We start from the raw sequence: 26,294 nt of genomic DNA on the forward strand, positions 1-26,294 counted from the left end.
CGCTGCAGGGATAGCGACTCAGCGCAGTTTCTTGACTTGGTCCACGGTGACGCCGCCGAGCTTGTTGCCCCAGGCGTTGCGTGCGAAGGTGGCGATCGCGGCCACATCGGCGTCCGCGAGCATGGGTGCAAAGCTGGGCATGTCGCCGCTGCCGACCAGGATCTGCTTGATGAAGGCTTCGTCGTTGCCGATCATCTTGTTGCCCTTCAAAGGCGCGCCGAACGCACCTTCGCCGTTCGGGCCGTGGCAGCCGGCGCAGGTCGCGGCGTACTTGTCCTTGCCCAGTTCGAACTGGGCAGCGTCCACGGGAGCCACGGTTTTCACGGCGGCAGCAGCCTGCGCGACCTTGGGCGCGGAAGTGTTGATCTTGCCGACGGTCGTGACCGCGTAGGCCACCTGGTTGAAGCCCTGGCCGTTCACATCGCCCGCGGCCTTGTCGCCGGCGAAGGTGTACAGCGCGTGGCCGTTGAACGTGGCTTGCAGCGTGCCGTCAGCCCGCTTGACAGCGCCGACCAGGCCCTGGGCCAGCAACCAGCCCTGGGGCTTGGCGCTCAGTGCCTTCACAGGCGTGAACTGCGACAGGCAAGCCTTGTCGCATGCAGCCAACGCCGCGGCCTTTTCGTCGCTCTTCTGGGAATCGGTCAGCAACGTGTAGGCCGTCTGGCCATCGGCGGCAGCCACCAGTTTGCCCATCGCCAGGGTCTTGCCCTGGATCAGGGTGAAATTGTTGGAGGGCTGTGCCAGCAGGCTGGCAGGCGCCATGAACGCAGCAGCCGACAGGGCTGCCACCAGGGTCTTCACGTACATGATTGTTGAGCTCTTTTCGTGGTTGAACGTACAAATGTGTACTTATCGTTGCATAAATTTCATACACAGAAAAAGACACGCAAATCAACAGGGTCACACCCTTGTTGACTTGACAAGACCCTGTACGCATGAAGCCCAGCCAGGAGCAAGCACCGTAAACGCGCAGCAAAAATCACGATTTCACAAATTTTTGCCACTATCTTTCATCATCTTCTTTCAGGCGCCATGCAAGTGTCCTTTACACAGGCAAAGTCGGGAAAGAATGTAAATGCGATTCATTGGCATCCATGTCTTCTACAAGACTTTGTTCAGTTTTCAGTAATTTGTGAAAACTGTGAAACACAAGTAACGTTACTATTTGTTACGTACTGGAGCTCGACTTGGGTCGTTTTTGCGGAGGTCGGGGCGCTTGATGGCTGCATTCGAGCCATTGCCGGGTGCGCATGCAGCTTTGACTTTGCGCCTGCGGGTCTGGGGGCCTCGCTATGATGGTCACCACCGCCTCCCAGCCCGCACCAACGCCGCATATGCCATCCAACGCACTCACCCTCCCCACCTATGCCGACGTACAGGCCGCAGCCCGGCGCCTGGAAGGCCTCGCCCACCGCACGCCCGTGGCCCGGTCGCGCACCATCGATGCCCAGTTGAACGCGCAGCTGTTTTTCAAATGTGAGAATCAGCAGCGCATGGGCGCGTTCAAGTTCCGCGGGGCCTACAACGCCTTGTCGCAGTTCTCCCCCGAGCAGCGCAAAGGCGGCGTACTGGCGTTTTCCTCGGGCAACCATGCCCAGGCGATTGCACTGTCCGCGCGCTTGCTGGAGATGCCTGCCGTCATCGTCATGCCCGAAGACGCGCCGGCCTCCAAGATGGCAGCCACGCGCGAATATGGCGCGCAGGTCGTCACTTACAACCGCTTCACGGAAGACCGCGAAGCCATCAGCGCCCAACTCGCCCAGCAGCGCGGCATGACCTTGATTCCGCCGTTCGACCACTTCGACGTGATTGCCGGCCAGGGCACGGCCGCCAAGGAGCTGTTCGAGGAAGTACCGAACCTGGACTATCTGTTCGTCTGCCTGGGCGGCGGCGGCCTGCTTTCGGGCAGCCTGCTGGCGGCGCAAGCCCTGGCGCCCCAGTGCAAGGTCTATGGCGTGGAGCCGGAAACCGGCAACGACGGCCAGCAATCGCTGCGCAGCGGCGCGCTGGTGCGCATTCCCACGCCGCACACGATTGCCGATGGCGCACAGTCCCAGTCGCTGGGAGAAATCCCCTTCGCACTGATCCAACCGGCGGTCGAAGATATTCTTACGGTTTCAGACGAACAACTGGTGCAGGCGCTGCGCTTTTTTGCAGAACGCATGAAAATCGTGGTCGAACCCACTGGCGCCCTGGCATTCGCCGGGGCCTTGCACGGCGGCATTGCTCTGGCAGGTGCCCGCGTCGGCGTCATCATCAGTGGCGGCAACGTCGATTTGCAGCGCTACGCCAGTTTTCTGGCGGACTGACGAGCCCGCCCTCCCCTATTTCCCCTAGTCAACGACAGACCTATATGAGCCAAGTCCATCTCATCGACCACCCGCTGGTCCAGCACAAGCTCACGCTGATGCGCCGCAAAGAGGCCAGCACCAACAGCTTTCGCCGCATGCTCGGCGAACTCAGCACCTTGATGGCCTATGAAATCACGCGCGACATGCCCCTGCAGGACGTCGAAATCGAAACGCCCATGGAAACCATGATTGGCAAGGCGATCGACGGCAAGAAGCTGGTGCTGGTGTCCATCCTGCGCGCCGGCAACGGCTTTCTGGACGGCATGCTCAACGTCGTGCCCGGTGCGCGCATAGGCCACATCGGCCTGTACCGCGACCCCAAGACGCTGCAGCCCGTCGAGTACTACTTCAAGATGCCCGCGGAAATGGAAGAGCGCGACATCATCGTCGTCGACCCCATGCTGGCCACGGGCAACTCGGCCGCGGCCGCCGTGGAGCGCCTCAAGCAGCTCAAGCCCAAGTCGATCAAGTTCATGTGCCTGCTGGCCGCGCCTGAAGGCATCGCCACCATGCAGAAGGCCCACCCCGACGTGCCGATCTACACGGCCGCCATCGACCGTGAACTCAACGACCACGGCTACATCCTGCCAGGCCTGGGCGACGCGGGCGACCGGATCTTCGGCACGAAATAATCGCACCCCCTGAGCGACTTCGTCGCTTCCCCCTCTCATCCTTCGGTGGAGGGGGACGGCAGCCTCGCTGCGCGGCGGCGCTTGCTCGCTGCCTCCTTGCTGGGGCACGCCGGTATCAAACGCAGGGCCCTGTGCCTGAAACCGCTCATGCGGGGTTTGCCTTAGAAACAAAAAAGCCCATTGGTCCAGGGCCTGGATCAATGGGCGGGTTGCGCTGGCCGGCTTTGCGCGGGCCTGCGGCGGTGTTAATCCACCAAACCTACGAACATGTTCTGCACGTCGTCGTTGTCGTCGATGCCGGCCAGGAAGGCCTGCACTTCTTCGAGCTGCTCGGCGCTCAGGCTGGAGGCGCTGATGGGCGTCTTGGCCTTGTAGCCGAGCTTGGCGGACAGCACGGTGAAGCCTTGTGCGGGCAGCGCCTTGCTGACCAGGTCCAGATCGGTGGGATCGGTCAGGAACAGCGTGCTGCCTTCGGCATCACCGGCTTCGAAGTCCTGCGCACCGGCTTCGATGGCGGCCACTTCGGCATCGGCACCGGCCTGCGACGGCTCGGCTTCGATCATGCCCACGTAGTCAAAGTCCCAAGCCACGGCGCTCATCTGGCCCTTGCGGAAAGCCACGCGCATTTCGGGGGCCGTGCGGTTGACGTTGTCCGTCAGGCACTCGACCATCACCGGCACGCGGTGCGGCGCATAGCCTTCGTAGATCACATGCTCGAAATTGACGACTTCACCCGTCAGGCCCGCGCCCTTCTTGATGGCGCGCTCCAGCGTGTCCTTGGGCATGGACACCTTGCGGGCCTGCTCGACCACCAGACGCAGCTTGGAGTTGGCAGCCGGGTCGGCACCGCCGCGTGCGGCGACCATGATTTCCTTGGCCAGCTTGCCAAACAGCTTGCCCTTGGCATCGGCGACCTGCGCCTTGCCCTTTGATTTCCACTGCGCGCCCATGAATAGTTCCTTCGTGTGACAGGCACGCATGCTCCCAGGCACACGCACCCCAAAGGGAGGAAGTTATACACCTTCGGCGCCAGCCCGACTTCCAGGACGGGGATTCTTTTTTCACCGGCGCTATGCTGAGCGCTGCCGCACCTTTGTTTGGAAAGCCTTGCCATGCTCTCAACCCGTTCGATTTTCTTCGCCCTGGCTGCTCTCACCGCCCTTGGCAGCGCGCAGTCCCAGCCGCTGGGCGTGACGCCCGAGGCTGCCGGTGCACCCGTTGCACAGGCCGTCACCGTCGCCAGCGGCCTGGAGCATCCCTGGGCCCTGGCCTTTCTGCCCGACGGCCGCTATCTGGTCACGGAACGGCCAGGCCGCATGCGCATCGTGGAAGCCGACGGTCGTCTGCGGGCGCCGCTGGCCGGGCTGCCGGGCATCGCGGCCGGCGGCCAGGGCGGACTGCTCGATGTGCTGCTGGACAGCGACTTCGCGCGCAACCGTACGCTGTATTTCTGCTACAGCGAGGCCGGCGAAGGCGGCAACAGCGCGGTCAACAGCACGGCCCTGGCACGCGCGCGGCTGTCCGCCGACGCCACGCGCCTGGAAGCCGTGCAGGTGATTTTTTCGCAGCAGCCCAAATTCGCCAGCCGGCTGCATTTCGGCTGCCGCATCGCCGAACGCCTGGTGCACGGCCGGCCCGACGGCACGCTGTTCCTGGCCCTGGGCGAGCGCTCCAGCGCCAAGGAAGAAGCGCAGAACCTGCGCAGTCACTTCGGCAAGGTGGTGCGCGTGGGCAAGGACGGTGCGGTGCCCGCCGACAACCCCTTGGTCGGACGGCAGGATGCCTTGCCGGAAATCTGGAGCTGGGGCCACCGCAACCCCCAGGGCGCGGCCCTGGCCCCCGACGGCCAGTTGTGGGTGCATGAGCACGGCCCGCAGGGCGGCGACGAAGTCAACCGCCCCGCTCCAGGCAAAAACTATGGCTGGCCGGTGGTCACCTATGGCGAGAACTACGGCGGCGGCCCCATAGGCAAGGGCCTGACCTCCCAGGCCGGCATGGAGCCACCCGTGCATTACTGGGTGCCGTCCATCGCCCCGTCGGGCATGGCCTTCATCACCAGCGACCGCTATGGCGCATCCTGGAAAGGGCAGATGATTGTAGGGGCGCTCAAAAGCCGCATGCTCGAACGTTTGAGCGTGCAGGACGGTCGCATCACCCAGCGACACCTGTTGCTGCCGCAGCTCGGCCAGCGCGTGCGCGATGTGCGCCAGGGCCCCGACGGCTGGCTCTACCTGCTGACCGATGAGCGCAACGGGCAGTTGATGCGCGTGCAGCTCACGGCCCGCTGAGCAAGGCCGCCACGCCCGCGTAATCGCGCTCGTCCACCGCCACCACGCCCTGCATGCCCAGCGCCCGCAAGGCCGGCCGCAGCAGCGCCTGCTGACGCAAGAAGACCGCGCCCAGCCGGGCCTGCAGCGCCGGGCACAGCGTCTTGCGCAGCACCAGCGGATCGGTGGGCAACGGCGGCGAAACCCACAGGGTCCGCAACTCGCCCGGCGCCAGGCTCTTGTGCAGCAGCGCCGTTGCCAGGCTCTGGCTGGACACAAAGGCCGCGTCCACGCGCCCGCTGCGCACGGCTTCCAGGGCCCGGGTGTGCGAACCGGCATAGCTCACGCGCGAGAAAAACACTTCCAGTGCCTGGCCGGTATGCGCCAGCACCGCCTTCCGGGGCAGCAGCGCCCCGGAAGTGCTGGCCGGGTCCACCAAGTTCAGCGTCGCGCCCTGCAAGTCCGCCCAGCGCCGCTTGCGCGACGCACTGCGCACCACCAGCAGCGAGTGATAGCGCGTCAGGACTTCGCCTTCCCGGACCATGGCCGCGAAAGGCCGGGCCACGGCGCCGCCCTGCAGCATCTGCACATAGGTCGCCGGCCCCAGCTCGGCCACGTCGATATGGCCGGCCTGCAAGCCCTGCACCACGGCCGAATAGGAAGCCACGGCCACCAGGTCTACGGGCATGGCCAGCGCCTCGGCCAGGGCCTGGGCCAGCAGGCCGTAGGCGGCTTCCTCCACGGCCTGGCGGCTTTTGGGAATGAAGGCCAGGCGCAAGCGCGGCGGCAGCTCGCAGCCCGAGGCCCGCGCCTGCGAACCGGCCAGCCAGCCGCAGGCGCCCAGCAGCCGGGCCATGGTCTGGCGCCGGTCTGCGGCCGCGTCTTCAACCCGGTGCATGGCTCAGCGCTCAGGCGGGGTGCAGAAAAACCGCGCGCAGCAGCTTTTCGGCGATGTGCGCGCCCACCGGGCGGCTGAGGAAATAGCCCTGGGCCTCATCACAGCCCGCGGTCTTGAGGTACACCAGCTGGTCCATCAGCTCCACGCCTTCGGCCACCACGCGCATCTTGAGGTTGTGCGCCAAGGTGATGACCGAAGTCACGATCACCCCGGCTTCGCTGCTGCTGCGAATGTCGTTGACGAAGGAGCGATCGAGCTTGATGGTGTCTATGGGCAGGTCCTTGATCTGGCTCAGGCTGGAAAAGCCAGTGCCGAAATCATCGAGCCCTATCGATACGCCCATGGCCTACACCTCGGCCAGCACGCTCAGCGCCAGCGCCCGGGGTTCTAGCAGGCAGCTTTCGGTGATCTCCATGCTCAAGTCACTGGCCTTGATGCCGTAATGCGCGATATGCATCGCCAGGCGCTCGGCGAACGCGCTGTCGCGCAGTTGCACCGGCGAGACATTGAACGCAATCGGCACCGGCTCCAGCCCCTGCATGCGCCAGGCAGCCGCCTGCTGGCAGCAGGACTGCAGCACCCAGTCACCCAAGGCGCGGATCGCGCCCGTGGCTTCGGCCGAGGCGATGAACTCGCCGGGATAAAGCAGGCCGTATTCGGGGTGCTGCCAGCGCACCAGCGCCTCGAAGCCCATGATGCGGCAGTCGGACAAGCGCACCTTGGGCTGGAAATGCAGCACCAGTTGCTGCTCCGCGACGGCCCGGGGCAGTTGGCGTTCCAGCGCATAAAGGCGCGCGCTGTCGGCGCTGGCCGTGGCATCGTAATAAGTGAAGCGCCCGCGCCCCGCGCGCTTGCTGGCATACATGGCGGCGTCGGCATGCCGGCACAGCAGCGTCACGTCATGGCCGTCGCGCGGGAAAAACGCCACGCCAATGCTGGGGCTGACCTGCAGGCTGTGGCCTTCCAGGCCTTCGTAAGGCTGGCTCAACTGGTGCACCAGCTTGGCGGCCAGCGCATCCATGTCGGCCATGGCATCCATGCCGGTGACCAGCACCGCGAACTCGTCGCCGCCCATGCGCGCGATGATGTCGGAGCTGCGCAGCAGCTCGCGCAGGCGCTGGCCCACGGCCTGCAGCAGCAGGTCGCCCACATGGTGGCCCAGTGTGTCGTTGATGGCCTTGAAGCGGTCCAGGTCCAGGTACATCAGCGCATAGAACTTGCGGCTGCGGCGCGCCAGCGCCAGGTGGCTGGCCACCAGTTCATTGAACATGCGGCGGTTGTGCAGACCGGTGAGATGGTCGTTCGCGGCCAGCTCCAGCGCCTTGGATTTTTCCTGCTCCAGCTGGTCGATGAGCATGTGCTTGTCGCGGTTGGCCAGGCTCAGCGCGGTGAACAGGCCTTCCTGGCGCCGCAGCACGCGCAGCATGCCCGCCACCGCCAGCAGCATGCACGCGCTCAGCACGCCCAGCAAGGTCCAGACCTTGCGGCTGTCCTGCTGGTTCTGGCCGTGGACCCAGCGCAGATCGCGGCTGGCGACCACGGTGAACGGCGAGCGGACATTGCGCCGCCAGCTGAGCTGGTGCGGGGAGCCGCTGGGCGGCAGCGCGGCGAACGTCGAGCCGCTGTTGCCGGCCATCTGCGCCAGCGAAAGCGGGCGGCTGTCGGGCAAGGGCATGGTCAGCCCCTGGGCGCCCAACTCGGCCAGCGGATGGCCTTGCGCATCCAGCAGCAGGACGGCGCTGCCCACGCCCATCTCCACGTCGCGGTACAGGTTCAGGAAATAGCCCAGATCCAGCATCAGCAGCAAATAGCCGCCCGGCTCCGCACCGGACTGCTCCGACGGCAAGGCATAGACCAGCGGCAACTGCCACATGTCGGGATGGCCGACGCCCAGGTCACGCGGCAGCAACAGGGGCGATCCGCGCGGCGCGGCTTGCAGCGACCGGCGCATGGCGGCGATCAACAGTGCCCGTTCGCTGTCGGTCTGCGGATAGGAGGCATCGATAGGCCGCAGTGCCGCGTCCAGCAACAGATAGCGCGCAAAGCTGTGCTCGGCCTCCAGCATGGACGACAGCCGCCGGTGCACCTCCTGCGGCCCCCGCACATGGCCGGCCAGCGTGCCGGAGGCGGCCAGGGCCATCAACTGGCCTTTGTTGACCACCTGCACCAGGTTCTCGGCGACCACGGCCGCCAGGCTGGACTGCAGCTGCGCCGTGCTCACTTCCAGCTGCTGGCGCTCGGCCTGCAGGCTTTGCCAGGCCAGCCACCAGACCAGGCCCAGCACCAGCAAGGCGCTGCCTATGCAGGCCAGGCGCATGCCGCGCCACCCCATGCGCAATGAAATGGAGGACAGCCGTTGGCGAGACAACGAAGCAAAGACCGAACAACGGGGCAGCAGGGAGATCACTGAGCAGAGACGGCAAAACACATCAGCGCATGATGCAAAAGCAGCAAGACAGCCGCGTGACAATTACCCACCGCGTTTTGTGACATATCTCCCACTTCGGCTGTCACACGCCGCCAGGCCGCGGCGCTGGCGCCACAATAGCGGCCAAACAACGCCTCGGCGCTTTCACATTCCAGGGAATTTTTCCATGCTCAATGCCTTGTGGCTGGGTTTTTTCGTCATAGGCGCCATTGCAGCGCTGGCCCAGTGGCTGCTGGGCGGCAACAGCCAGGTGTTCGCCAGCATGGTCCAGGCCTTGTTTTCCATGGCCCGGCTATCGGTGGAAGTGATGGTGCTGCTGTTCGGCACGCTGACGCTGTGGCTGGGCTTTTTGCGCATCGCCGAGAAAGCCGGCGTGGTGCAGTGGCTGGCGCGCGCGCTGGGCCCGCTGTTTGCCAAGCTCATGCCCGAAGTGCCGCGCGGCCATCCGGCCCTGGGCCTGATCACGCTGAACTTCGCGGCCAACGCCCTGGGGCTGGACAATGCAGCCACGCCCATGGGCCTCAAGGCCATGCGCGAGCTGCAAACGCTCAACCCGCGTCCCGACACGGCCAGCAACGCGCAAATCCTGTTCCTGGTGCTCAATGCCTCGTCGCTGACGCTGCTGCCGGTCACCATCTTCATGTACCGCATGCAGCAAGGCGCACCCGACCCGACGCTGGTCTTCCTGCCGATCTTGCTGGCCACGTCGGCGTCCACCCTGGTCGGGCTGCTCACGGTCGCCGTCATGCAGCGCCTGCCGCTGTGGCATCCCGTGGTGCTGGCCTACCTGCTGCCGACAGCCCTGGTGCTGGGCGGTTTCATGGCCTTGCTGACCACGCTCAGCGCGGCGGCGCTGGCCAGCCTGTCCTCGCTGCTGGGCAATCTGACTTTGTTCGGGCTGATCGTGCTGTTCGTCGGCCTGGGCGCCTGGCGCAAGCTGCCGGTGTACGACCACTTCATCGAAGGCGCCAAGGAAGGCTTTGACGTCGCCAAGGGCCTGCTGCCCTACCTGGTGGCCATGCTGTGCGCCGTGGGCGTGTTCCGCGCGTCGGGCGCGCTCGAGTATGTGCTGTCGGCCATACGCTGGCTGGTCGATGCGGGCGGCTGGGACGCGCGCTTTGTCGACGCCCTGCCCACGGCCCTGGTCAAGCCGTTTTCCGGCAGCGCGGCCCGTGCCATGCTGATCGAGACCATGCAAAGCCAGGGCGTGGACAGCTTCGCCGCCCTGGCCGCGGCCACCATCCAGGGCAGCACCGAAACCACCTTCTACGTGCTGGCCGTATATTTCGGCGCCGTAGGCATACAGCGCGCCCGCCACGCCGTAGGCTGCGCCCTCCTGGCCGAACTGGCCGGCGTGGTCGCGGCGATCGCGGTCTGCTACCAGTTCTTTGGGACGATGTAAAAGAAGCCCATCGACCTGAGCAACTGGCGCGCCCCAGCAAGGGGACACCGAGCAAGGGCCGCCCCGCAGCGACGGTGTCGTCCCCCCTGGGGGGAAGCCGCGCAGCGGCTCAGGGGGGGGGTCAGTTCTCCGGCACTATCGCCGCAGCATAGTCATACAGCGCGCCAAGGATTTCCTCGCCGCGCTCGTCCACCGTTTCCGACAGCAGGTCTATCTCGCCAAACATGCGTTCGGCCGTGCGTGCGCCGCCCTTGCCGTCGAGCAGGCAGTCCGCGCAGTGGGTCTTCCAGCGCTCCTGCTCTTCGGTCGACAAGGTGTCGGGGAAGTTGCGCGCGCGGTAGCGGAACACCAGCTCGGCCAGGCGGGGATCGTCAAAACCCGTGCGGTCCATGGCCAGCTCCAGCGGAGCCAAGGAGCGCAGGTGGTTGAGCCGGCGCCGGTCTTCGTTGCCGACAAAGCCGCCATACAAGTCCTGGTCGGGATCGACGGGCGTGCTGGCAGCCGGGCGCTGGAAGACCTGCTTCCATAGCGCGCTCATGTCGGGCAGGTCGCGCGCCACGGCTGCATGCTCCAGGCACTGCGCCATGTCTATGCCCCATTGCTCGGCCATGGCCGGGCTCAGGGTCTTGAGGCTGCCGACCACCATCGGCGACTTGTTGATGTGGATGCTCTTGATCGGCAGGCGCGTCACGCCTTCGGGCAGATCGGCCGAGCGCGTGAACATGCGCAGGCGCAAGGTCTCGGCATTGAGCGTGGCCAGCTCGGACGGGTCCGCGGACAGGTCCCAGGCCAGGATTTCGTTCTTGTTCGTCGGATGCGTGGCCAGCGGCCACATCACGGCAATGCAGCCGCGTGCCGCGCCGAACATGCCCGCGACGTGCAGGAATGGCTTGGCGTGGGCGGCCACGGCCGGCAGGCCCAGTTCCTGGAGCACGCGGTCTTTCTTGTGCAGGCTGAACGCAAAGTCGAACAGCCGTGGCTGGTGCTTGCGAATCAAGCGCGCCAGGGCGATGGTGGCGCGCACGTCGCTGACGGCATCATGGGCCTGCTCGTGCGCCAGGCCGTTGGCGCGGGCCAGATCTTCGAGCTTGAAGCTGACCGTGCCGTCTTCCTTGCGCGGCCAGACGATGCCCTCGGGGCGCAGCGCATAGACCATGCGGGCCACGTCGAGCAGGTCCCAGCGGCCGCAGCCGTTTTGCCATTCGCGCGCGTACGGGTCCATCAGGTTGCGCCAGAACATGAAGCGCGTGATCTCGTCATCGAAGCGGATGGTGTTGTAGCCCACACCGACGGTGCCGGGGCTTGCCATTTCCTCTTCGATGCGCGCGGCGAATTCATGCTCGGGCACGCCCTGGGCCACGCACTGCTGCGGCGTGATGCCGGTGATCAGACAGGATTGCGGGTCCGGCAGGTAGTCGTGGGACGGCTGGCAGTACAGCGCCAGCGGTTCGCCGATTTCATTGAGTTCCATGTCCGTGCGGATGCCAGCGAACTGGGCCGGTCGGTCATAGCGGGGTTGGGCACCGAAAGTTTCGTAGTCGTGCCAGTAGAACGTGGTATTAGCCATCGCCGCAGTATGCCCGGGAATTGGCCGCCCAAGTGGGCGCAGAGGCTGTTTACAGCAGCGGCGAGCACAGGCGCGCCACAGAATCCACCAGCCGGGGGAAAAAGCGCTGCTTGCGTCCGTAGGGAACCTGGCGCGCGTTGTGCAAATCCTGCTTGAACTGCTGCACCAGATCGCCGTTGAGCTTGGGTCCGTAGGCGATGGCGCAGACTTCGTAATTGAGAAAAAAGCTGCGGTTGTCGAAGTTGGCCGTGCCGATGATGGCAATGTTGTCATCCACCACCAGCGTCTTGGAATGCAGCATGCGCGCGTGGTATTCGTGCACTCTGGCACCACAGGCGATCAGCTCGTCGAAATAGGAGCGCGCGGCGGCGGTGACGATGAAGGAGTCGGATTTTTCCGGCACCAACAGTTGCACGTCCACGCCGCGCAGCGCGGCATTGGTCAGCGCCGCCATGGCTGCCTCCGTGGGCACGAAATACGGCGTGGTCAACCAGACCCGGTCGCTGGCCGCGTTGATGGCCGCGACATAGGTGCGGTGGATGGCAGCCAGCCGGTTGTCGGGGCCGGAGCTCATGACCTGCACCGCATAGGCCCCTTCGGCCATGTCGGGCAGCAACTCGTCCAGACCCGGCGGCTCGGCCTGGTGCTGGCGCTCCAGCGCGTAAGCCCAGTCCTCGAGGAACACCGTCTGCAGCCAGTTGACCACCGGGCCTTCGAGCCGCAAATGCACGTCGTGGTAGGCGCTGGCCATCACCCGCTTGTCTTCTTCGTCGGTGATGTTGACGCCGCCGGTAAAGGCCACGCGGCCATCGCAGACCAGGATCTTGCGGTGGGTGCGAAAGTTGATCACCGGCCGCAGGCGCCGGCCTATCTTGGTCGGATGAAAGAAGGCGAACTCGCCGCCGGCATCGACCAGCGGCCCATAGAACTTGCGGGTGAGCTTCTTGGAACCCAGCGAATCCACCAGCATGCGCACTTTCACGCCGGCCTGCGCGCGCTCCACCAGCGCCTGCATCAAGGCGCTGCCGGTCTGGTCGGGCTCGAAGATGTAGTACTCGAGGTGCACATGATGGCGCGCCTGGCGCACGGCCTCGAGAATGCTGTCATAAGTGCTGGCGCCGCCGACCAGCAGGTCCATGCGCTCGGCGCTGCTCACGGGAAAGTCCGCCGTGCGGCTCACCAGCCTGGCCACCTGGTGCAGGCGGTCGGGTGCGGCCGGAATACGGTCGCGCAATCGCGCCGCGCTGGTGCGCACGCGCGAAGTCTTGCGGCTGCGCAGCCGCTTGATGCGCTGGCGCTTGAGCCGCTGCGGCCCCAGGAAGTAATAAATGGCCAGTCCGCCGACGGGAATGGCGGCCATGGACAGCAGCCAGCTGAGCGTGGCCACGGGCGCGCGGCGCTGCATCAGAATCCAGGTGCCGACCACAACGACATAGACCGACCACACCAGGGACAGGATGAGCACTGCGTTGTCCCGATTCCAATAGGTGCTGATCCAGTCCACGTCGGCTCTCTTTCACGAAGACAAATAAAAAGCCGACAGCACGCGGCTGTCGGCTTTGGAGACCAGGAGGGTCTTCAGCGCCACGGACTCAATCGGCCGTGGCTTCTTCTGGCTCGGCGGGTTCCGACCGGCCGCGCTCCTTGCGCGACAGGGGCTGGATGTCGAGCTGTACTTCGCCCGGGGCATCGCCCTCACCTTCGACCCAGTCCACTCCCAGCCGGCCACCGTCGACCAGGCGGCCGAACAGCAGCTCATCGGCCAGCGAGCGGCGGATGGTGTCCTGGATCAGGCGCTGCATCGGGCGAGCGCCCATCAGCGGATCGAAGCCCTTCTTGGCCAGATGCTTGCGCAAGGTATCGGTGAACGTGACTTCGACGCGTTTTTCCGCGAGCTGGGTTTCCAGCTGCAGCAGGAACTTGTCGACCACGCGCATGATGACCTGCTCGTCGAGTGCCTTGAAGCCCACGATGGCATCCAGCCGGTTGCGGAACTCGGGCGTGAACAGGCGCTTGATGTCGCCCATTTCGTCGCCCGCCACGCGCGGGTTGGTGAAGCCGATGCTGGCCTTGTTCATGGTCTCGGCGCCCGCATTCGTCGTCATGATGATGATGATGTTGCGGAAGTCGGCCTTGCGTCCGTTGTTGTCCGTCAGCGTGCCGTGGTCCATGACCTGCAGCAGCACGTTGAAGATGTCCGGATGCGCCTTCTCGATTTCGTCGAGCAGCAGCACGGCATGCGGCTTCTTGGTGATGGCTTCCGTCAGCAGGCCACCCTGGTCGAAACCGACATAGCCCGGAGGCGCACCGATCAGGCGGCTCACGGCATGGCGTTCCATGTACTCCGACATGTCGAAGCGGATCAGGTCCACGCCCATGATGAAGGCCAGCTGCTTGGCAGCTTCGGTCTTGCCCACGCCCGTGGGGCCGCTGAACAGGAAGGAGCCGATAGGCTTGTCGCCCTTGCCCAGGCCGGAGCGCGCCATCTTGACGGCCGAAGCCAGCACTTCCAGCGCCTTGTCCTGGCCGAACACCACGCTCTTCAGGTCGCGTTCCAGCGTCTGCAGCTTGCTGCGGTCGTCGTTCGAGACGTTGGCCGGCGGAATGCGCGCAATTTTTGCGACGATTTCCTCGATCTCGGCCTTGCCGATGGTCTTCTTGCGCTTGGACGGCACCAGAATGCGCTGGGCCGCGCCGGCTTCGTCGATCACGTCAATCGCCTTGTCGGGCAGATGGCGGTCGTTGATGTACTTGGCCGACAGCTCGGCCGCAGCCTGCAGGGCCGCCGCGGCGTACTTGACGCTGTGGTGCTCTTCGAAGCGCGACTTCAGGCCCTTGAGGATTTCCACGGTTTCGGACACCGTGGGCTCGACCACGTCGACTTTCTGGAAGCGCCTCGACAGGGCCGCGTCTTTTTCGAAAATGCCGCGGTATTCGGTGAACGTCGTCGCGCCAATGCACTTGAGCTGACCGCTGGACAGCGCAGGCTTGAGCAGATTGGACGCATCCAGCGTGCCGCCCGAGGCCGCACCGGCACCGATCAAGGTGTGGATTTCGTCGATGAACAGGATGGCGTTGGGCTTGTCCTTGAGCGACTTGAGCACGCCCTTGAGGCGCTGCTCGAAATCGCCGCGGTACTTGGTGCCCGCCAGCAGCGAGCCCATGTCCAGCGAGTACACCACGCCTTCGGCCAGGATTTCCGGCACGTCACCCTGGGTGATGCGCCATGCCAGGCCTTCGGCAATCGCCGTCTTGCCCACGCCGGCCTCACCGACCAGCAGCGGGTTGTTCTTGCGGCGGCGGCACAGGATCTGGATCGTGCGCTCTACTTCGTAGTTGCGGCCGATCAGCGGATCGATCTTGCCTTCCTTGGCGGCCTGGTTCAGATTGAGCGTGAACTGCTCCAGCGGCGAAGCCTTTTCCTGGCGCTCGTTGCCGCCAGCCTCTTCGTTTTCCGACTGATTCTCAGACTTGGTCGCTTCCGGCGGCTCGCTCTTCTTGATGCCGTGGGCAATGAAATTGACCACGTCCAGCCGCGTCACGCCCTGCTGGTGCAGGTAGTAGACGGCATGGGAGTCCTTTTCACCGAAGATGGCCACCAGCACATTCGCGCCGTTGACTTCCTTCTTGCCGTTGCCCGTGGACTGCACGTGCATGATGGCGCGTTGAATCACACGCTGGAAGCCCAGCGTGGGTTGGGTGTCGACTTCGTCACTGCCTGCGACCTGCGGCGTGTTGTCCTTGATGAAGTTGGACAAGGACGCGCGCAAATCGTCAATGCTCGCCGAGCAGGCTCGCAACACTTCGGCTGCACTGGGGTTGTCGAGCAAAGCGAGCAGAAGGTGCTCCACGGTGATGAATTCGTGACGCTGCTGACGGGCCTCGACAAAGGCCATGTGCAAGCTGACTTCCAGTTCCTGGGCAATCATGTAAGGACTCCTTTGGGCTTGCGTGATTTCATTATGGAGATAAATCGGGGCGGTTGCAGCTTATTCAACAGGCTCCAACGTTGCCTGTAGTGGATGACCAGCCTTGAGAGCCGCTTCATGCACCTGATCGACCTTGGTGGCGGCCACATCGCGCGAGTAAACGCCGCAGATGCCGCGTCCATCAAGGTGGATCTTGAGCATGATCTGTGTCGCAGTTTCCCTGTCTTTGCTGAACAGTTCCTGAAGCACGGCAATCACAAACTCCATCGGGGTGTAATCGTCATTGAGCATGACCACCTGGTACATCTTGGGCGGCTGCACTCGTAGCGCACGCCGCTCCATCACGACCGAACCAGCGTCGTCTGCGCCCGGCCCCTCAGGAGGCTTTACGGGTGAAATGGAAGGTGGTTGTGTTGCCATGAATTCATTCTAGCGAGCCATTCAGGCTCTTTTGTCTTCCCCATATGGGAAGCGAAACATCAATTTCAAGCGCAAGGCGACAGCAAATGCTGTTGCCGCCCCGCAACTGTGCGTTTTTCACTCGTAAACCACCGTCGCCTGGCCCGTGCCGGCCTGGGCTGTCCAGGCGGCGAGCGCCGCGTCGCTGGGGTAGAAACGGCTGGTATCGCCCAACTGCAGCTCGGCCGTGGCCGCGCCCTGGGGTGACTCGCAGCGCAGCCCCAGGCGCACCCGCAAGCCGTGCAGATTGACTTCTCCCTGGGATGTCTCCTCGCGCCGCGCCGGGAAATCCCCGAGCACGCGCAGCACATCGGGCATGGTCTCGCCCACGCTGACCTGCAGATAGCGGCCGAACTTGCAGCGCGCGTCGGCCAGGCTCCACAGCTGCTGCACCTTCATGCGCAGACCGCCGCTGAAGTGGTCGAGCTGCAGCCGGCCACTGACCACGACAAACTCGTCATCCCGCAGCAACTCCTTGTGGGCGTTGAGCACGCCCTCATCGGCCGAAGCTTCGATCACGCCGGATTTGTCGTCGATCTTGAACAGGCCCAGACGCCCGCGCTGGCCGGTGATGGCGCGGAAGTCGCTGATGATGCCGGACATCACCTGAGGCTCGCGGCTGTCGCGCATTTCCTCGATGCGCGTGCGCACGAAGCGCCGCACTTCGGTCTCGACTTCGTCGAACAAATGGCCCGACAGGTAGAAGCCGACGGCGGTCTTCTCCAGCGTCAGCCGCTCCTTGATGCCCCAGGGCATGCGCTCGGCCAGCTCGGGCTCCTGCGTGCTCGAACCCACGGCGTCGTCGCCCATCATGTCGAACAGGCCGCCCTGGTTGGCATTGGCGTGGGTGGCGCTGGCAAACTCGAAGGCCGTATCGATGGACGCCACCAGCGCCGCACGGTTCTGGTGGATGGCGTCGAAGGCCCCGGCCTTGATCAGCGCTTCCAAGGTGCGCTTGTTCAGCCGCGCGCGGTCCACGCGCAGGCAGAAATCGAACAGGCTCTTGAACGGGCCTTTTTCCGAGCCCCTGGGGCCCGTGCCCGTGCCTTCGCGCGCCGCCACGATGGCTTCAATCGCCGCCTGGCCCCCGCCCTTGACGGCGCCCAGGCCGTAGCGGATGACCTTGTCGGTCACGGGCTCGAAGCGGTGGCGACCGCGGTTGACGTCCGGCGGCTCGAAAGTCAGGCCCATCTTCAGCGCGTCTTCGTAGAGCACCTTGAGCTTGTCGGTGTCGTCCATTTCCACGGTCATATTCGCGCAGAAGAACTCGGCCGTGTAGTGCACCTTGAGCCAGCCGGTGTGATAGGCCAGCAGCGAATAGGCGGCAGCGTGCGACTTGTTGAAGCCGTAGCCCGCGAACTTTTCCATCAAGTCGAAGACTTCGTCGGCTTTTTCCTGCGTCAGCCCGTTCTTGGCCGCGCCTTCGCGGAACAATTCGCGGTGCTTGGCCATTTCGTCGGCTTTTTTCTTGCCCATGGCGCGGCGCAGCAAGTCGGCGCCGCCCAGCGAGTAGCCACCCAGCACCTGGGCGGTCTGCATCACCTGCTCCTGGTAGACCATGATGCCGTAGGTCTCGGCCAGCACTTTTTCCACCATGGGGTGCGGGTACTCGACCACTTCACGCCCGTGCTTGCGCGCCACGAAGCTGGGAATCAGGTCCATGGGACCGGGACGGTAGAGCGCATTGAGCGCGATCAAGTCCTCGAGCCGGCTGGGCTTGGCGTCGCGCAGCATGCCTTGCATGCCGCGGCTTTCAAACTGGAACACCGCTTCCGTCTTGCCTTCGGAGAACAGCTTGTAGGTCGGGTGGTCGTCGAGCGGAATGTTCTCGTAGGCAAAACCTTCCTGGCCCTTGTGGCGCGCCATGATGAATTCGCGCGCGATTTCCAGGATGGTGAGCGTGGCCAGGCCCAAGAAGTCGAACTTCACCAGGCCGATATCCTCGACGTCGTCCTTGTCGAACTGGCTCACGGCCGAGTCGCTGCCCGGCTGCTGGTAGAGCGGACAGAAGTCGGCGAGCTTGCCCGGCGCGATCACCACGCCGCCGGCGTGCATGCCGATGTTGCGCGTCATGCCTTCCAGGCGCTGGGCCATCTCGATCAGCGTGCGAACGTCCTCTTCCTTCTCGATGCGCTCGGCCAGCATGGGCTCGGCTTCGATCGCATAGGTGTACTTGTCGCCTTCCTTCTTGGGATTGGGCGGGTACTTGAGCGTGACGTGCAGGCCCGGCTTGTTCGGAATGAGCTTGGAGATGCCGTCGCAGAACGTGTAGCTCATGTCCAGCACGCGGCCCACGTCGCGGATGGCCGCGCGCGCGGCCATGGTGCCGAAGGTGGCGATCTGGCTCACGGCGTCGCGCCCATAGCGCTGCTTGACGTAATCGATCACCCGGTCGCGGTTGGACTGGCAGAAGTCGATGTCGAAGTCAGGCATCGACACCCGTTCCGGGTTCAGAAAGCGCTCGAACAGCAGGTTGTATTCCAGCGGATCCAGATCGGTGATGTTGAGCACGTAGGCGACCAGCGAGCCCGCACCCGAACCCCGGCCCGGCCCCACGGGGCAGCCGTTGTTCTTGGCCCACTTGATGAAGTCCCCCACGATCAGGAAGTAGCCGGGGAAGCCCATCTTCAGGATGGTGTTCAGCTCGAACTCCAGGCGCTCGACGTAACGTGCACGCTGCAGCTCGCGCTTGGCCGGGTCCCGATAGAGGTGGGCCAGCCGGACTTCCAGCCCGTCAAACGACTCCTGGCGGAAGAACGTGTCCATCGTCATGCCGTCGGGCACGGGGAAATTCGGCAGCTGCGGCGCGCCCAGCACCAGGGTCAGGCTGCAGCGGCGCGCAATCTCCACGCTGTTTTGCAAGGCCGAAGGCAGGTCGGCAAACAGCGCCTGCATTTCGGCCGTGGTCTTGAAATGCTGGTCGCGGGTAAAGCGCCGCACCCGCTTGGGGTTGCCGAGGATTTCGCCTTCGGCGATGCACACCCGCGCTTCGTGGGCTTCGTAATCGTCGGGACCGGCAAACTGGATGGGATGGGTGGCGACCACCGGCAGGTTCAGGCGCGCGGCCAGTTGCACCGCCGCGACCACATGGGCCTCGTCGTCGGCGCGGCCCGCGCGTTGCAACTCAATGTAAAAGCGATGTGGAAACATGGTCGCCAGGCGCCGCGCGACCGCGGCCGCACCGGCATCGTCGCCGCGCATCAAGGCCTGGCCCACGGGGCCGGCCTGCGCGCCCGACAGCACGATCAGGCCTTCGCCCAGCTCCTGCAGCCATTCCCAGGTGAACACCGCCTGGGACTTGACGACGTTGCGCATCCAGCCGCGGGCCAGCAGCTCGCACAGGTGGTGGTAGCCGGTCCTGTTTTGCACCAGCAGGATCAGACGTGAAGTGGGACCGCCCTCCTCGCCCTCGAGCTGGATTTCCGTGCCGAGCACGGGCTTCACGCCCTTGCCCCGGCCTTCCTTGTAAAACTTGATGGCACCGAACATATTGTTGTAGTCGGTGATGGCCATCGCGGGTTGCCCATCGGTCGCGGCTGCCTTGACGATGGAGTTGATACGGTTGGTTCCGTCGACGACGGAAAACTCGGAGTGCAGGCGCAAGTGAACAAACATGGACGACATTGTAGAAAGGCCGGAGACCGACAGCCCGCAAGCGCTGCGACCGGCCCCGGTGGGCGCGGGCCTTTGCGGCCATTACAATGCCAATATCATGCGCCTTCAATGGCCAAGGCTCTCCCGTGGGAGCGCCACCACCAGATGCCCTTTATTGCCAGAAAGCTGCCTGCCCATGCTGCGTTTGCCTTTGCCTCTTCTTCCTGCCGTCCTCGCTGCGGGCTTGCTGGCGGCTTGCTCCAGCGTTCAGGAAGACCCGACTGCCAAGTGGACTCCCGACCGGATCTACACCGAAGCACGTGACGAGGTCTCGGCCGGCGCGTTCGACAAGGCCGTGCCGCTGTTCGAAAAGCTCGAAGGCCGTGCCGCCGGCACGCCGCTGGCACAGCAGGCCCAGCTGGAAAAAGCCTACGCCCAGTACAAGGCCGGCGACAAAGCCCAGGCCCAGGCCACGCTGGACCGCTTCCTGAAGCTGCACCCGGCCAGCCCGGCTACCGATTACGCGCTGTACCTCAAGGGTCTGGTCAACTTCAATGACAACCTGGGCATGTTCTCCTGGATTTCACGCCAGGACCTGTCCGAGCGCGATCAGCAGGCCGCCAAGGACTCGTTCCAGTCCTTCCGCACCATCGTCACCCGCTTCCCCGAGTCCAAGTACGCGGCCGACGCACGCCAGCGCATGACGTACATCGTCAACTCGCTGGCCCAGTACGAAGTGCACGTCGCACGCTACTACTACGAGCGCGGCGCCTACGTGGCGGCGATTGCCCGCGCGCAAACGGCACTGGCCGACTACGAAGGCGTGCCGGCCGTGCGCGAAGCCCTGCAAATCCTGGTCAAGTCCTACGACGCCCTGGGCATGACCGACCTGCGTGACGACGCCCAGCGCGTGATGGACGGCACTTTCGCCGCGGACGGCACCAAGGCCTCGACCGACTTCAAGAAGAAGACGGATCCCTGGTGGAAGCTCTGGTAAGCGCCAGCGCTCTGCAGCCCCGCAAACGGGGGCCCTGAACGCGGCCCCGTCAGAACATCGTGTTGGGGTTGGCTGCCTTGTCCGGTACCACCTGCAGCACGTCCCAGTGCTCGACGATCTTGCCGTCCTGGTCGAGGCGGAAAATATCGATGCCGGCCCAATCCTGGTCGCCCGGCCATTCCTGGTGGCAATGCAGGACAACGAGGTCCGCTTCGGCGATGACGCGCTTGAAGTGCACCCGCTTGCCCGGGTACTCCCTGGCCATGCGCTCAAAGTAGGCGATGAAGGCCTCAACGCCATCGGCGACATGCGGGTTGTGCTGGACGTACCTGTCCCCCACGTACAGCCGCACGGCTTCGCCAGGCTTGCACTGGTTGAACATCAGGTCGTAGAACTCCGTGACATTGCGCTTGTTGCGCTCCAGTCGCTCACTCATGGTGCAGCTCCTTGTTCGAATGGCACCGTCGCCGGTCGTCCTGGTCACTCGCTGGCCCGGCGCCTCGGCGCCAGCATAGGTCTGCCCCCGACGCGTGGCAAGGTCAATCAGCGGGCTGCGTGCCGGCCATGAGTGCCGCCAGGGCCGCATCCAGTTCGACCTCGGTCCGCAGGCGGCGCATGGGCGGCAAGGCCGCCAGCAGCCTGCGACCGTAAGGTTTGGCCACCAGGCGCGTGTCCGCGATGACCAGCACGCCCTGGTCGGTTTCACGCCGGATCAGGCGCCCCGCGCCCTGCTTCAAGGCCATCGCGGCCTCGGGCAGCATGTAATCCCGGAACGCACTGCGCCCCACCGCTTCCAACTGCTGCGAGCGGGCTTCGACCAACGGATCGTCGGGCGGGGGGAACGGCAGCTTGTCGATCACCACCAGTTGCAACGCATCGCCCGGCATGTCCACGCCCTCCCAGAACGTGGCCGATGCCACCAGGATGCAGCCACGGCCTGTGCCCTCCTTGCCCTGGCGAAAGCGCTCGAGCAGGACCTGCTTGGGGGCCTGGCCCTGGACCAGCACTTCAATCTCCGAGAACAGCCCGTACTGCGCCTGCAGCGCCGCGCCTATCACCTGCAAGGCCTTGGTGGTCGTGGTCAGCACCAGGGTCCGCCCGCCCAGCACTTCGGCCGAGCGCTGCACCAGCGCCGCCACTTCGGCGCTGTGCGCAGGCGTGCCCGGCGCCGGAAATTCCTGCGGCACATAGACCGCGGCCTGATGCGCATAGTCAAACGGGCTGTCGACGCGCAGCACGCGCGCTTCGCGCAGACCGCAGGGCTCGCAAAACCAGCTCAGCTCGGCATCGTCGCCCAAGGTCGCCGAAGTGAACACCCAGGCATGCGGGCGGCCGGCGTCCGGGCGTCCGGCCCCGGGCCGCGAACCCGCAGCGCCGCTCTCCTGCGGCGCCTCGCCCTCCGGTGCTTCCTGCAGCAGCCGCGTGCGCACGATGCGGGCAATGCTCAGCGGGGACTCGATCATGCGCAGGTGGCGGCTGCCTATGTCCAGCCAGCGCACCGCCTCATCGCTGCCGTTCTTGCCAAACAGCGCCAGCCGGCGCAACAGCGCTTCGCCGCGCGCATACAACTGGCGCAGCTCGGCCGCCATCTCCTCGACCTGCCCCAAAGCCTTCAGCGCCGCATGCAAGGCCTGGCCCAGCGCGGAAAACGCCGTGGACCAGATGGCAGCATCCAGGCCGTCAGGTACGGCGCCGCGCCAGCGCAGACGCTCGCCCACCTGCGAGCGGCCGGCCGCGAGGCGCAGATCGCGCACCGTGCGCTCCAAATCCGCGCTCAGCTGCATCCAGTCGCCCATGCCGCGCGCATGCTCCAGCGTCTGGGCCAGGAAATCCCGGCCATAGCCTTGCAGCTGGGCCGTGCCGACCAGCGTGCCCGCGAACTGGATGCCGGTTTCGTTGAGTTGGTGGGCTTCGTCGAAAACCACCACGCCCACCGAAGGCAACAGCTGGGCCACGCCCGACTCGCGCACTTCCAGGTCGGCAAAAAACAAATGGTGGTTGACCACCACCACGTCGGCCGCCAACGCCGCGCGCCGCGCCACGTTGAGGTGGCAGGGCTCGAACTGCGGGCAGGCACTGCCCAGGCAGTTGTCGCGCGTGGAAGTGACCAGCGGCCAGACCGGCGAATCCTCGCCCACGGTGGACAGCTCGGCCAGATCGCCGCTGCGCGTGACGCGCGCCCATTCCTCGACATGCGCCAGGCTGCGCAGCAATTGCGGATCCTGCGGCGCCCCCCGGCCCTGGCGCGCCAGGCCCAGCCGGTGCTGGCACAGATAGCTGGGCCGGCCCTTGAGCTGGGCCATGCGCAGCGGCAAGCCCAACATGCCCACCAGGCTCGGCAGGTCGCGGGAAAACAGCTGGTCCTGCAAGGCCTTGGTCGCCGTGGAGACCAGCACCCGCTGGCCGCTGAGCAGGGCCGGCACCAGATAGGAATAGGTCTTGCCCACGCCCGTGCCCGCCTCGACCACCAGCACGCCGCCGTTGGCTATGGTTTCCGCCACCGCCACGGCCATTTCCGTCTGTCCGCTGCGCGGGCGGAAATGCGGATGCGCCTTCGCAATCACGCCGTCCGCCGAGAAAGCCGCCTCTACTGCCGCAATAAATTCGCCCACGCCGCTCCTAGGTGAAAGCCTGTCCATTGCCCAGGAGTTTAAAAGCTTCCGCCGTTGCATCCTTTTGCGAGGACTCTGCGGCCCACAGCGCACAGACCTCCCCACCCTTGGCATAGACCGCGATCCCACTGCCCGGGCCCGCGCCCGAATGGCCCAGAGGGTGGTCTTGCGCCGCATGGGCACTGAGCATCAGGCCCAACCCATAGGCCGGGTCGGGGTGCAGGGCCGAGCGGTGCTCGGGCAAGGCCCGGCTTTCGCACATCTGCGCCATGGTTCCCGCCTGCAGCAGCTTTCCGCCGACCAGCGCCGCCAGCAGGCGCGCCGCATCCAGTGTCGAGCCCGTCACCAGGCCGTGGTAGACCCAGCCCGGGTGGTAGTTGCGTGCATCCCCCATGTTCACCCCCTCGAGGTCGGATGGCATGCGCGCCAGCCGGGCCGTGTCCAGCCCCGCGGGCTGGAAGACACAGGTCTTGAGCACATCCGCCAGGCCCAGGCCCATGGCTTGCGCAATCTGCCGGCCCACATAGAGATAACCCACATTCGAATAGACCCAGGCCTGCCCGGGCTGCGCGCGCGATGAGCGCACATCGACCCGGTCCAGCAACTGCTCGACCGACCATGGCGAGCAGCCCGCCGCGACATCGCCATGGTATTGCGCGATCAGCCCGTAGTCGGCCAGCCCCGCCTCATGCCGCAGCAGTTGCCGCAGATTGAAGCGTTCGCCGTCTATGGGACTGTCCAGGCACAGCATGCCGTCCTCGACCAGCCGCAAGGCCGCAATCGCCAGCACGGTCTTGGTAAAACTCCACCAGGGCACGGGGCCCAGTCCCCCGTCCAGAGAGACAACCCCAGCGGCGTCGATCCGGGCGATGGACTGCATGGCTTGCGTTGTAGACATGGCGAAAACCCCAAAGATCCCCAGGAGTCTTTACCTTGGGGCAGCCTGGCGGCGAAAGAAACGGCAAACCGAAGTCTGCCACCCCTGCGAAAACTGTGCGACCGCCGTTCCAAAACCCAGGGTAAGCACCCAGTAAACCCGCCATGCAAAACAGCAACAAAGACCGACTGAAAGGTATCCTGCTGTCACTGGACTGAATCGGCATCATGACCGGAAGACTCCCCGCCAGCGCGGTGATGCCAGCCACGGCGGCGCCGCAGGTATGAGCATTGCGATGTTCTGTCATCGGCGTAACCCTTCTGTGTGCTGATCAGGTCATAGGTGCATCAACATGATCGATTCCAAGGCTTACGAGGACGCGCATCAGGTCAAACGCGATTACCGGCCCCGGCGACGAAAGCGGACCGACTGGATCGGCCGCGACCGCGCGCCACGGCCAGAGTGAAACCACGCCGTATTCCCCATGGACCGCCTTCTCCTGCTCATCATCCCAGTCTGCATACTGCTGCTGAGCGGTGCGCTGGTGGGTTGCTGGCTGGGGACGCAGCGCCGACACAGCTATCTTCTGTGGACCGCCAGCAGCTATGCCCTGGTCGGCAGCGCGCTGGCCTGGCAAAGCCTGCTGTCCCAGAACGAACTTCACCGCTGGGCGGTCGTCACGGGCGTGATGTACTTGTACGGCGCCTGGTGCTTTGCACGCGGCATGGCGGATTACTACGGCGTTTCAGCCCACCCTCGGCTGGCCCTGCCCATAGGCGCCGTGGTGCTCGTCGCCCTCTACCATTACAGCCAGGTGGACCCCAACCTGTGGATACGCTTGCACTGGCTCAACGCGGGATTGGGCCTGCTGCAGATACTGCCTGCGCGCGGCATCCTGCGGCGCAAGCCGCCTTCGGGCTGGCTGGAGCTGGCGATGTACTGGTCGTATGTGCTGTTTTCGCTCAACACCTGCATCCGCCCCCTGCTGTCACTGGCGCTGGCACTGGGCAGCCTGGAAGTGAAGGCATCCTCGTTCTCTGCCTACTGGCAACTGACGCTGGCCGTCACCCTGCTTTTTTCCCTGCTGTTCGCCTTGCTCCTGCTGGCGATCACCGTGCGCGATGCAATCACCGCCTTGCGGGCCGAGCGCAACCATGACCCGCTGACCAACCTGCTCAACCGCCGCGCTTTCCAGGAAGCCGCGGAACACAGCCTGGGCAATCTCCAGCCTGGCCCCTGGACCTTGCTGATGGGGGACATAGACTATTTCAAGCATATCAACGACACCTGGGGTCATGCCCAAGGCGACCGCGTTCTGCAAGCCGTGGCCCGCGCAATGCTCCAGCAGGTGCGCGAAGGCGATATGGTGGCCCGCTTTGGCGGGGAGGAATTCGTGCTGCTGCTGCGCACCGACACCAAGAACGCCGAGCGCGTGGCCCAGCGCATCAGAAACCAGTTGCGCGAAGATGGCGCCATGTTGACGCCCGGTGAAAGCATTACCATCAGTTTTGGCATTGCCCCCGTCACCCACCCGGCACAGTTGGCGCACGCCCTGAGCTTCGCCGACGGTCTGCTCTACGAAGCCAAGCTGGCCGGCCGGGACCGCGTGCATGTGGCACCGACGGCATGGGGAGCGCTGACGGGCCCTTGACGCCAGCTCAGCATGGCTTGCAGGCCTTCATGCACCATCCGGCGCCAATTGTGCTATTAAAGTCGCCAAAATCTCTTCGGAAAGCATTGAATTGCCTGCCGCCGTGGCGCGGGCAAGCACCAGCGCACCCACCATGCTGCTCAGGATGGCAATGGTCTCGGAGCGCTTGCCAGCCGCCTCGCCTGGCACCACGCGCATGAAGCGCTGGATATTGCGCTCCACGCCTTGGGCAAACACTTCGGACATTTCGGGCCCGGCGCGCGCCGCATCCGTGGCCAGGGCTGCCGCGGGGCAGCCTTCGCCGGGATGGTCACGGTGGCCCGCGGACAGGTAACTGCGCACCATGGCCTGGAACCTCGCCGTGGACGCCTCCTCCGCCCCATCGGCGTCCGGCGGCGCAAGCCCGTCCAGGGGAACGATGGTCCATTCAAAAGCCCGCAGACAGGCTTCGCGGGCCAGCGCATCCTTGGACTCGAAGTGTCGGTACAGGCCGCCATGCGTCAATCCCGCATCGCGCGTGATCTCGGCCACGCCCACCCCATCCAAGCCTTTTTGCCGATAAAGACGTGCCGCGGCTTCCACGATGCCTTCGCGGTTCTCGGCTGCCTGAGCTTTGCTGACTTTCATGCA

At 65.0% G+C, this 26,294-nt stretch carries 18 protein-coding genes and 1 pseudogene; 6 read left to right on the plus strand and 13 right to left on the minus strand.

The window, feature by feature from the left end; all coding sequences use genetic code 11:
* Positions 1-18: 18 nt before the first annotated feature.
* A complete protein-coding gene (locus tag N0K08_RS15315) occupies positions 19-807 on the minus strand; it encodes a c-type cytochrome (RefSeq protein WP_261501255.1) in 789 nt (262 codons plus the stop codon).
* Between the two features lie 527 nt (positions 808-1,334).
* Here N0K08_RS15315 and N0K08_RS15320 point away from each other — a divergent pair.
* Both N0K08_RS15320 and upp read left to right on the plus strand, forming a co-directional pair.
* Entirely contained in the window at positions 1,335-2,309 is a 975-nt protein-coding gene (locus tag N0K08_RS15320; RefSeq protein ID WP_261501256.1) for a threo-3-hydroxy-L-aspartate ammonia-lyase, read from the plus strand.
* Positions 2,310-2,353: 44 nt separating this feature from the next.
* Positions 2,354-2,983 (plus strand): uracil phosphoribosyltransferase, encoded by a 630-nt coding sequence (gene upp, locus N0K08_RS15325; RefSeq protein ID WP_261501257.1) that lies wholly within the window; start codon positions 2,354-2,356, stop codon positions 2,981-2,983.
* Positions 2,984-3,228: 245 nt separating this feature from the next.
* On the opposite strand, the gene N0K08_RS15330 is transcribed toward upp, so the two are convergent.
* The gene (locus N0K08_RS15330) at positions 3,229-3,933 is read right to left on the minus strand and encodes a YebC/PmpR family DNA-binding transcriptional regulator (RefSeq protein ID WP_261501258.1); all 705 of its coding nucleotides are present in this window, start codon (positions 3,931-3,933) and stop codon (positions 3,229-3,231) included.
* 162 nt (positions 3,934-4,095) lie between these two features.
* On the opposite strand from N0K08_RS15330, the gene N0K08_RS15335 reads away from it, so the two are divergent.
* The gene (locus N0K08_RS15335) at positions 4,096-5,271 is read left to right on the plus strand and encodes a PQQ-dependent sugar dehydrogenase (RefSeq protein ID WP_261501259.1); all 1,176 of its coding nucleotides are present in this window, start codon (positions 4,096-4,098) and stop codon (positions 5,269-5,271) included.
* Here the strand turns inward: N0K08_RS15335 and N0K08_RS15340 are convergent.
* Both N0K08_RS15340 and N0K08_RS23255 read right to left on the minus strand, forming a co-directional pair.
* Positions 5,258-6,148, minus strand: coding sequence for a phosphate/phosphite/phosphonate ABC transporter substrate-binding protein (locus tag N0K08_RS15340; protein WP_261501260.1), 891 nt, complete (start codon positions 6,146-6,148; stop codon positions 5,258-5,260). The genes N0K08_RS15335 and N0K08_RS15340 overlap by 14 nt on opposite strands.
* 10 nt (positions 6,149-6,158) lie before the next feature.
* Positions 6,159-8,480 (minus strand): annotated as a pseudogene (locus N0K08_RS23255) (putative bifunctional diguanylate cyclase/phosphodiesterase).
* A gap of 262 nt (positions 8,481-8,742) precedes the next feature.
* On the opposite strand from N0K08_RS23255, the gene N0K08_RS15350 reads away from it, so the two are divergent.
* Complete coding sequence (locus N0K08_RS15350; protein WP_261501261.1) at positions 8,743-9,978, plus strand: nucleoside recognition domain-containing protein; 1,236 nt, start codon at positions 8,743-8,745, stop codon at positions 9,976-9,978.
* Positions 9,979-10,099: 121 nt separating this feature from the next.
* Here N0K08_RS15350 and sbcB read toward each other — a convergent pair whose 3' ends face one another.
* From sbcB to dnaE, 5 genes are all read right to left on the minus strand, one after another.
* Entirely contained in the window at positions 10,100-11,545 is a 1,446-nt protein-coding gene (gene sbcB / locus N0K08_RS15355) for an exodeoxyribonuclease I (RefSeq protein ID WP_261501262.1), read from the minus strand.
* A 49-nt stretch (positions 11,546-11,594) separates the two neighbouring features.
* A complete protein-coding gene (gene cls, locus N0K08_RS15360) occupies positions 11,595-13,049 on the minus strand; it encodes a cardiolipin synthase (protein ID WP_261501263.1) in 1,455 nt (484 codons plus the stop codon).
* 88 nt (positions 13,050-13,137) lie between these two features.
* Entirely contained in the window at positions 13,138-15,474 is a 2,337-nt protein-coding gene (clpA, locus tag N0K08_RS15365) for an ATP-dependent Clp protease ATP-binding subunit ClpA (RefSeq protein WP_261501264.1), read from the minus strand.
* A 60-nt stretch (positions 15,475-15,534) separates the two neighbouring features.
* Positions 15,535-15,894 carry an ATP-dependent Clp protease adapter ClpS gene (gene clpS / locus N0K08_RS15370; protein ID WP_261501265.1) on the minus strand — a complete coding sequence of 120 codons (360 nt, stop codon included), beginning with the start codon at positions 15,892-15,894 and terminating at the stop codon, positions 15,535-15,537.
* A gap of 117 nt (positions 15,895-16,011) precedes the next feature.
* Positions 16,012-19,548 (minus strand): DNA polymerase III subunit alpha, encoded by a 3,537-nt coding sequence (gene dnaE, locus N0K08_RS15375; RefSeq protein ID WP_261501266.1) that lies wholly within the window; start codon positions 19,546-19,548, stop codon positions 16,012-16,014.
* Between the two features lie 175 nt (positions 19,549-19,723).
* Here dnaE and N0K08_RS15380 point away from each other — a divergent pair, with 175 nt between their 5' ends.
* Positions 19,724-20,524 carry an outer membrane protein assembly factor BamD gene (locus tag N0K08_RS15380; RefSeq protein WP_261501267.1) on the plus strand — a complete coding sequence of 267 codons (801 nt, stop codon included), beginning with the start codon at positions 19,724-19,726 and terminating at the stop codon, positions 20,522-20,524.
* Positions 20,525-20,573: 49 nt separating this feature from the next.
* Here the strand turns inward: N0K08_RS15380 and N0K08_RS15385 are convergent, their stop codons facing one another.
* The 3 genes from N0K08_RS15385 to N0K08_RS15395 all read right to left on the minus strand — a co-directional run bounded on the left by N0K08_RS15385 (position 20,574) and on the right by N0K08_RS15395 (position 24,034).
* Entirely contained in the window at positions 20,574-20,960 is a 387-nt protein-coding gene (locus tag N0K08_RS15385) for a nuclear transport factor 2 family protein (RefSeq protein ID WP_261501268.1), read from the minus strand.
* A gap of 103 nt (positions 20,961-21,063) precedes the next feature.
* Entirely contained in the window at positions 21,064-23,136 is a 2,073-nt protein-coding gene (locus N0K08_RS15390; RefSeq protein WP_261501269.1) for an ATP-dependent DNA helicase, read from the minus strand.
* Between the two features lie 7 nt (positions 23,137-23,143).
* The gene (locus N0K08_RS15395) at positions 23,144-24,034 is read right to left on the minus strand and encodes a serine hydrolase domain-containing protein (protein WP_261501270.1); all 891 of its coding nucleotides are present in this window, start codon (positions 24,032-24,034) and stop codon (positions 23,144-23,146) included.
* A gap of 463 nt (positions 24,035-24,497) precedes the next feature.
* Here N0K08_RS15395 and N0K08_RS15400 point away from each other — a divergent pair, with 463 nt between their 5' ends.
* Entirely contained in the window at positions 24,498-25,664 is a 1,167-nt protein-coding gene (locus N0K08_RS15400; protein ID WP_261501271.1) for a GGDEF domain-containing protein, read from the plus strand.
* A 27-nt stretch (positions 25,665-25,691) separates the two neighbouring features.
* Here N0K08_RS15400 and N0K08_RS15405 read toward each other — a convergent pair whose 3' ends face one another.
* The gene (locus tag N0K08_RS15405; RefSeq protein ID WP_261501272.1) at positions 25,692-26,291 is read right to left on the minus strand and encodes a TetR/AcrR family transcriptional regulator; all 600 of its coding nucleotides are present in this window, start codon (positions 26,289-26,291) and stop codon (positions 25,692-25,694) included.
* Positions 26,292-26,294 lie beyond the last annotated feature (3 nt).

The sequence above is a fragment of the Acidovorax bellezanensis genome, from assembly GCF_025421555.1.
In the GTDB taxonomy this organism is placed as follows: Bacteria; Pseudomonadota; Gammaproteobacteria; order Burkholderiales; family Burkholderiaceae_C; genus Comamonas; species Comamonas bellezanensis.

Coding starts and splice junctions, on each gene's coding strand:
- N0K08_RS15350 (WP_261501261.1), top strand. CDS start 8,743: ATGCTCAATGCCTTGTGGCTGGGTTTTTTCGTCATAGGCGCCATTGCA.
- dnaE (WP_261501266.1), bottom strand. CDS start 19,548: ATGTTTGTTCACTTGCGCCTGCACTCCGAGTTTTCCGTCGTCGACGGA.
- N0K08_RS15380 (WP_261501267.1), top strand. CDS start 19,724: ATGCTGCGTTTGCCTTTGCCTCTTCTTCCTGCCGTCCTCGCTGCGGGC.
- N0K08_RS15385 (WP_261501268.1), bottom strand. CDS start 20,960: ATGAGTGAGCGACTGGAGCGCAACAAGCGCAATGTCACGGAGTTCTAC.
- clpS (WP_261501265.1), bottom strand. CDS start 15,894: ATGGCAACACAACCACCTTCCATTTCACCCGTAAAGCCTCCTGAGGGG.
- N0K08_RS15400 (WP_261501271.1), top strand. CDS start 24,498: ATGGACCGCCTTCTCCTGCTCATCATCCCAGTCTGCATACTGCTGCTG.
- N0K08_RS15315 (WP_261501255.1), bottom strand. CDS start 807: ATGTACGTGAAGACCCTGGTGGCAGCCCTGTCGGCTGCTGCGTTCATG.
- N0K08_RS15405 (WP_261501272.1), bottom strand. CDS start 26,291: ATGAAAGTCAGCAAAGCTCAGGCAGCCGAGAACCGCGAAGGCATCGTG.
- clpA (WP_261501264.1), bottom strand. CDS start 15,474: ATGATTGCCCAGGAACTGGAAGTCAGCTTGCACATGGCCTTTGTCGAG.
- N0K08_RS15335 (WP_261501259.1), top strand. CDS start 4,096: ATGCTCTCAACCCGTTCGATTTTCTTCGCCCTGGCTGCTCTCACCGCC.
- N0K08_RS15320 (WP_261501256.1), top strand. CDS start 1,335: ATGCCATCCAACGCACTCACCCTCCCCACCTATGCCGACGTACAGGCC.
- upp (WP_261501257.1), top strand. CDS start 2,354: ATGAGCCAAGTCCATCTCATCGACCACCCGCTGGTCCAGCACAAGCTC.
- N0K08_RS15340 (WP_261501260.1), bottom strand. CDS start 6,148: ATGCACCGGGTTGAAGACGCGGCCGCAGACCGGCGCCAGACCATGGCC.
- sbcB (WP_261501262.1), bottom strand. CDS start 11,545: ATGGCTAATACCACGTTCTACTGGCACGACTACGAAACTTTCGGTGCC.
- N0K08_RS15395 (WP_261501270.1), bottom strand. CDS start 24,034: ATGTCTACAACGCAAGCCATGCAGTCCATCGCCCGGATCGACGCCGCT.
- N0K08_RS15330 (WP_261501258.1), bottom strand. CDS start 3,933: ATGGGCGCGCAGTGGAAATCAAAGGGCAAGGCGCAGGTCGCCGATGCC.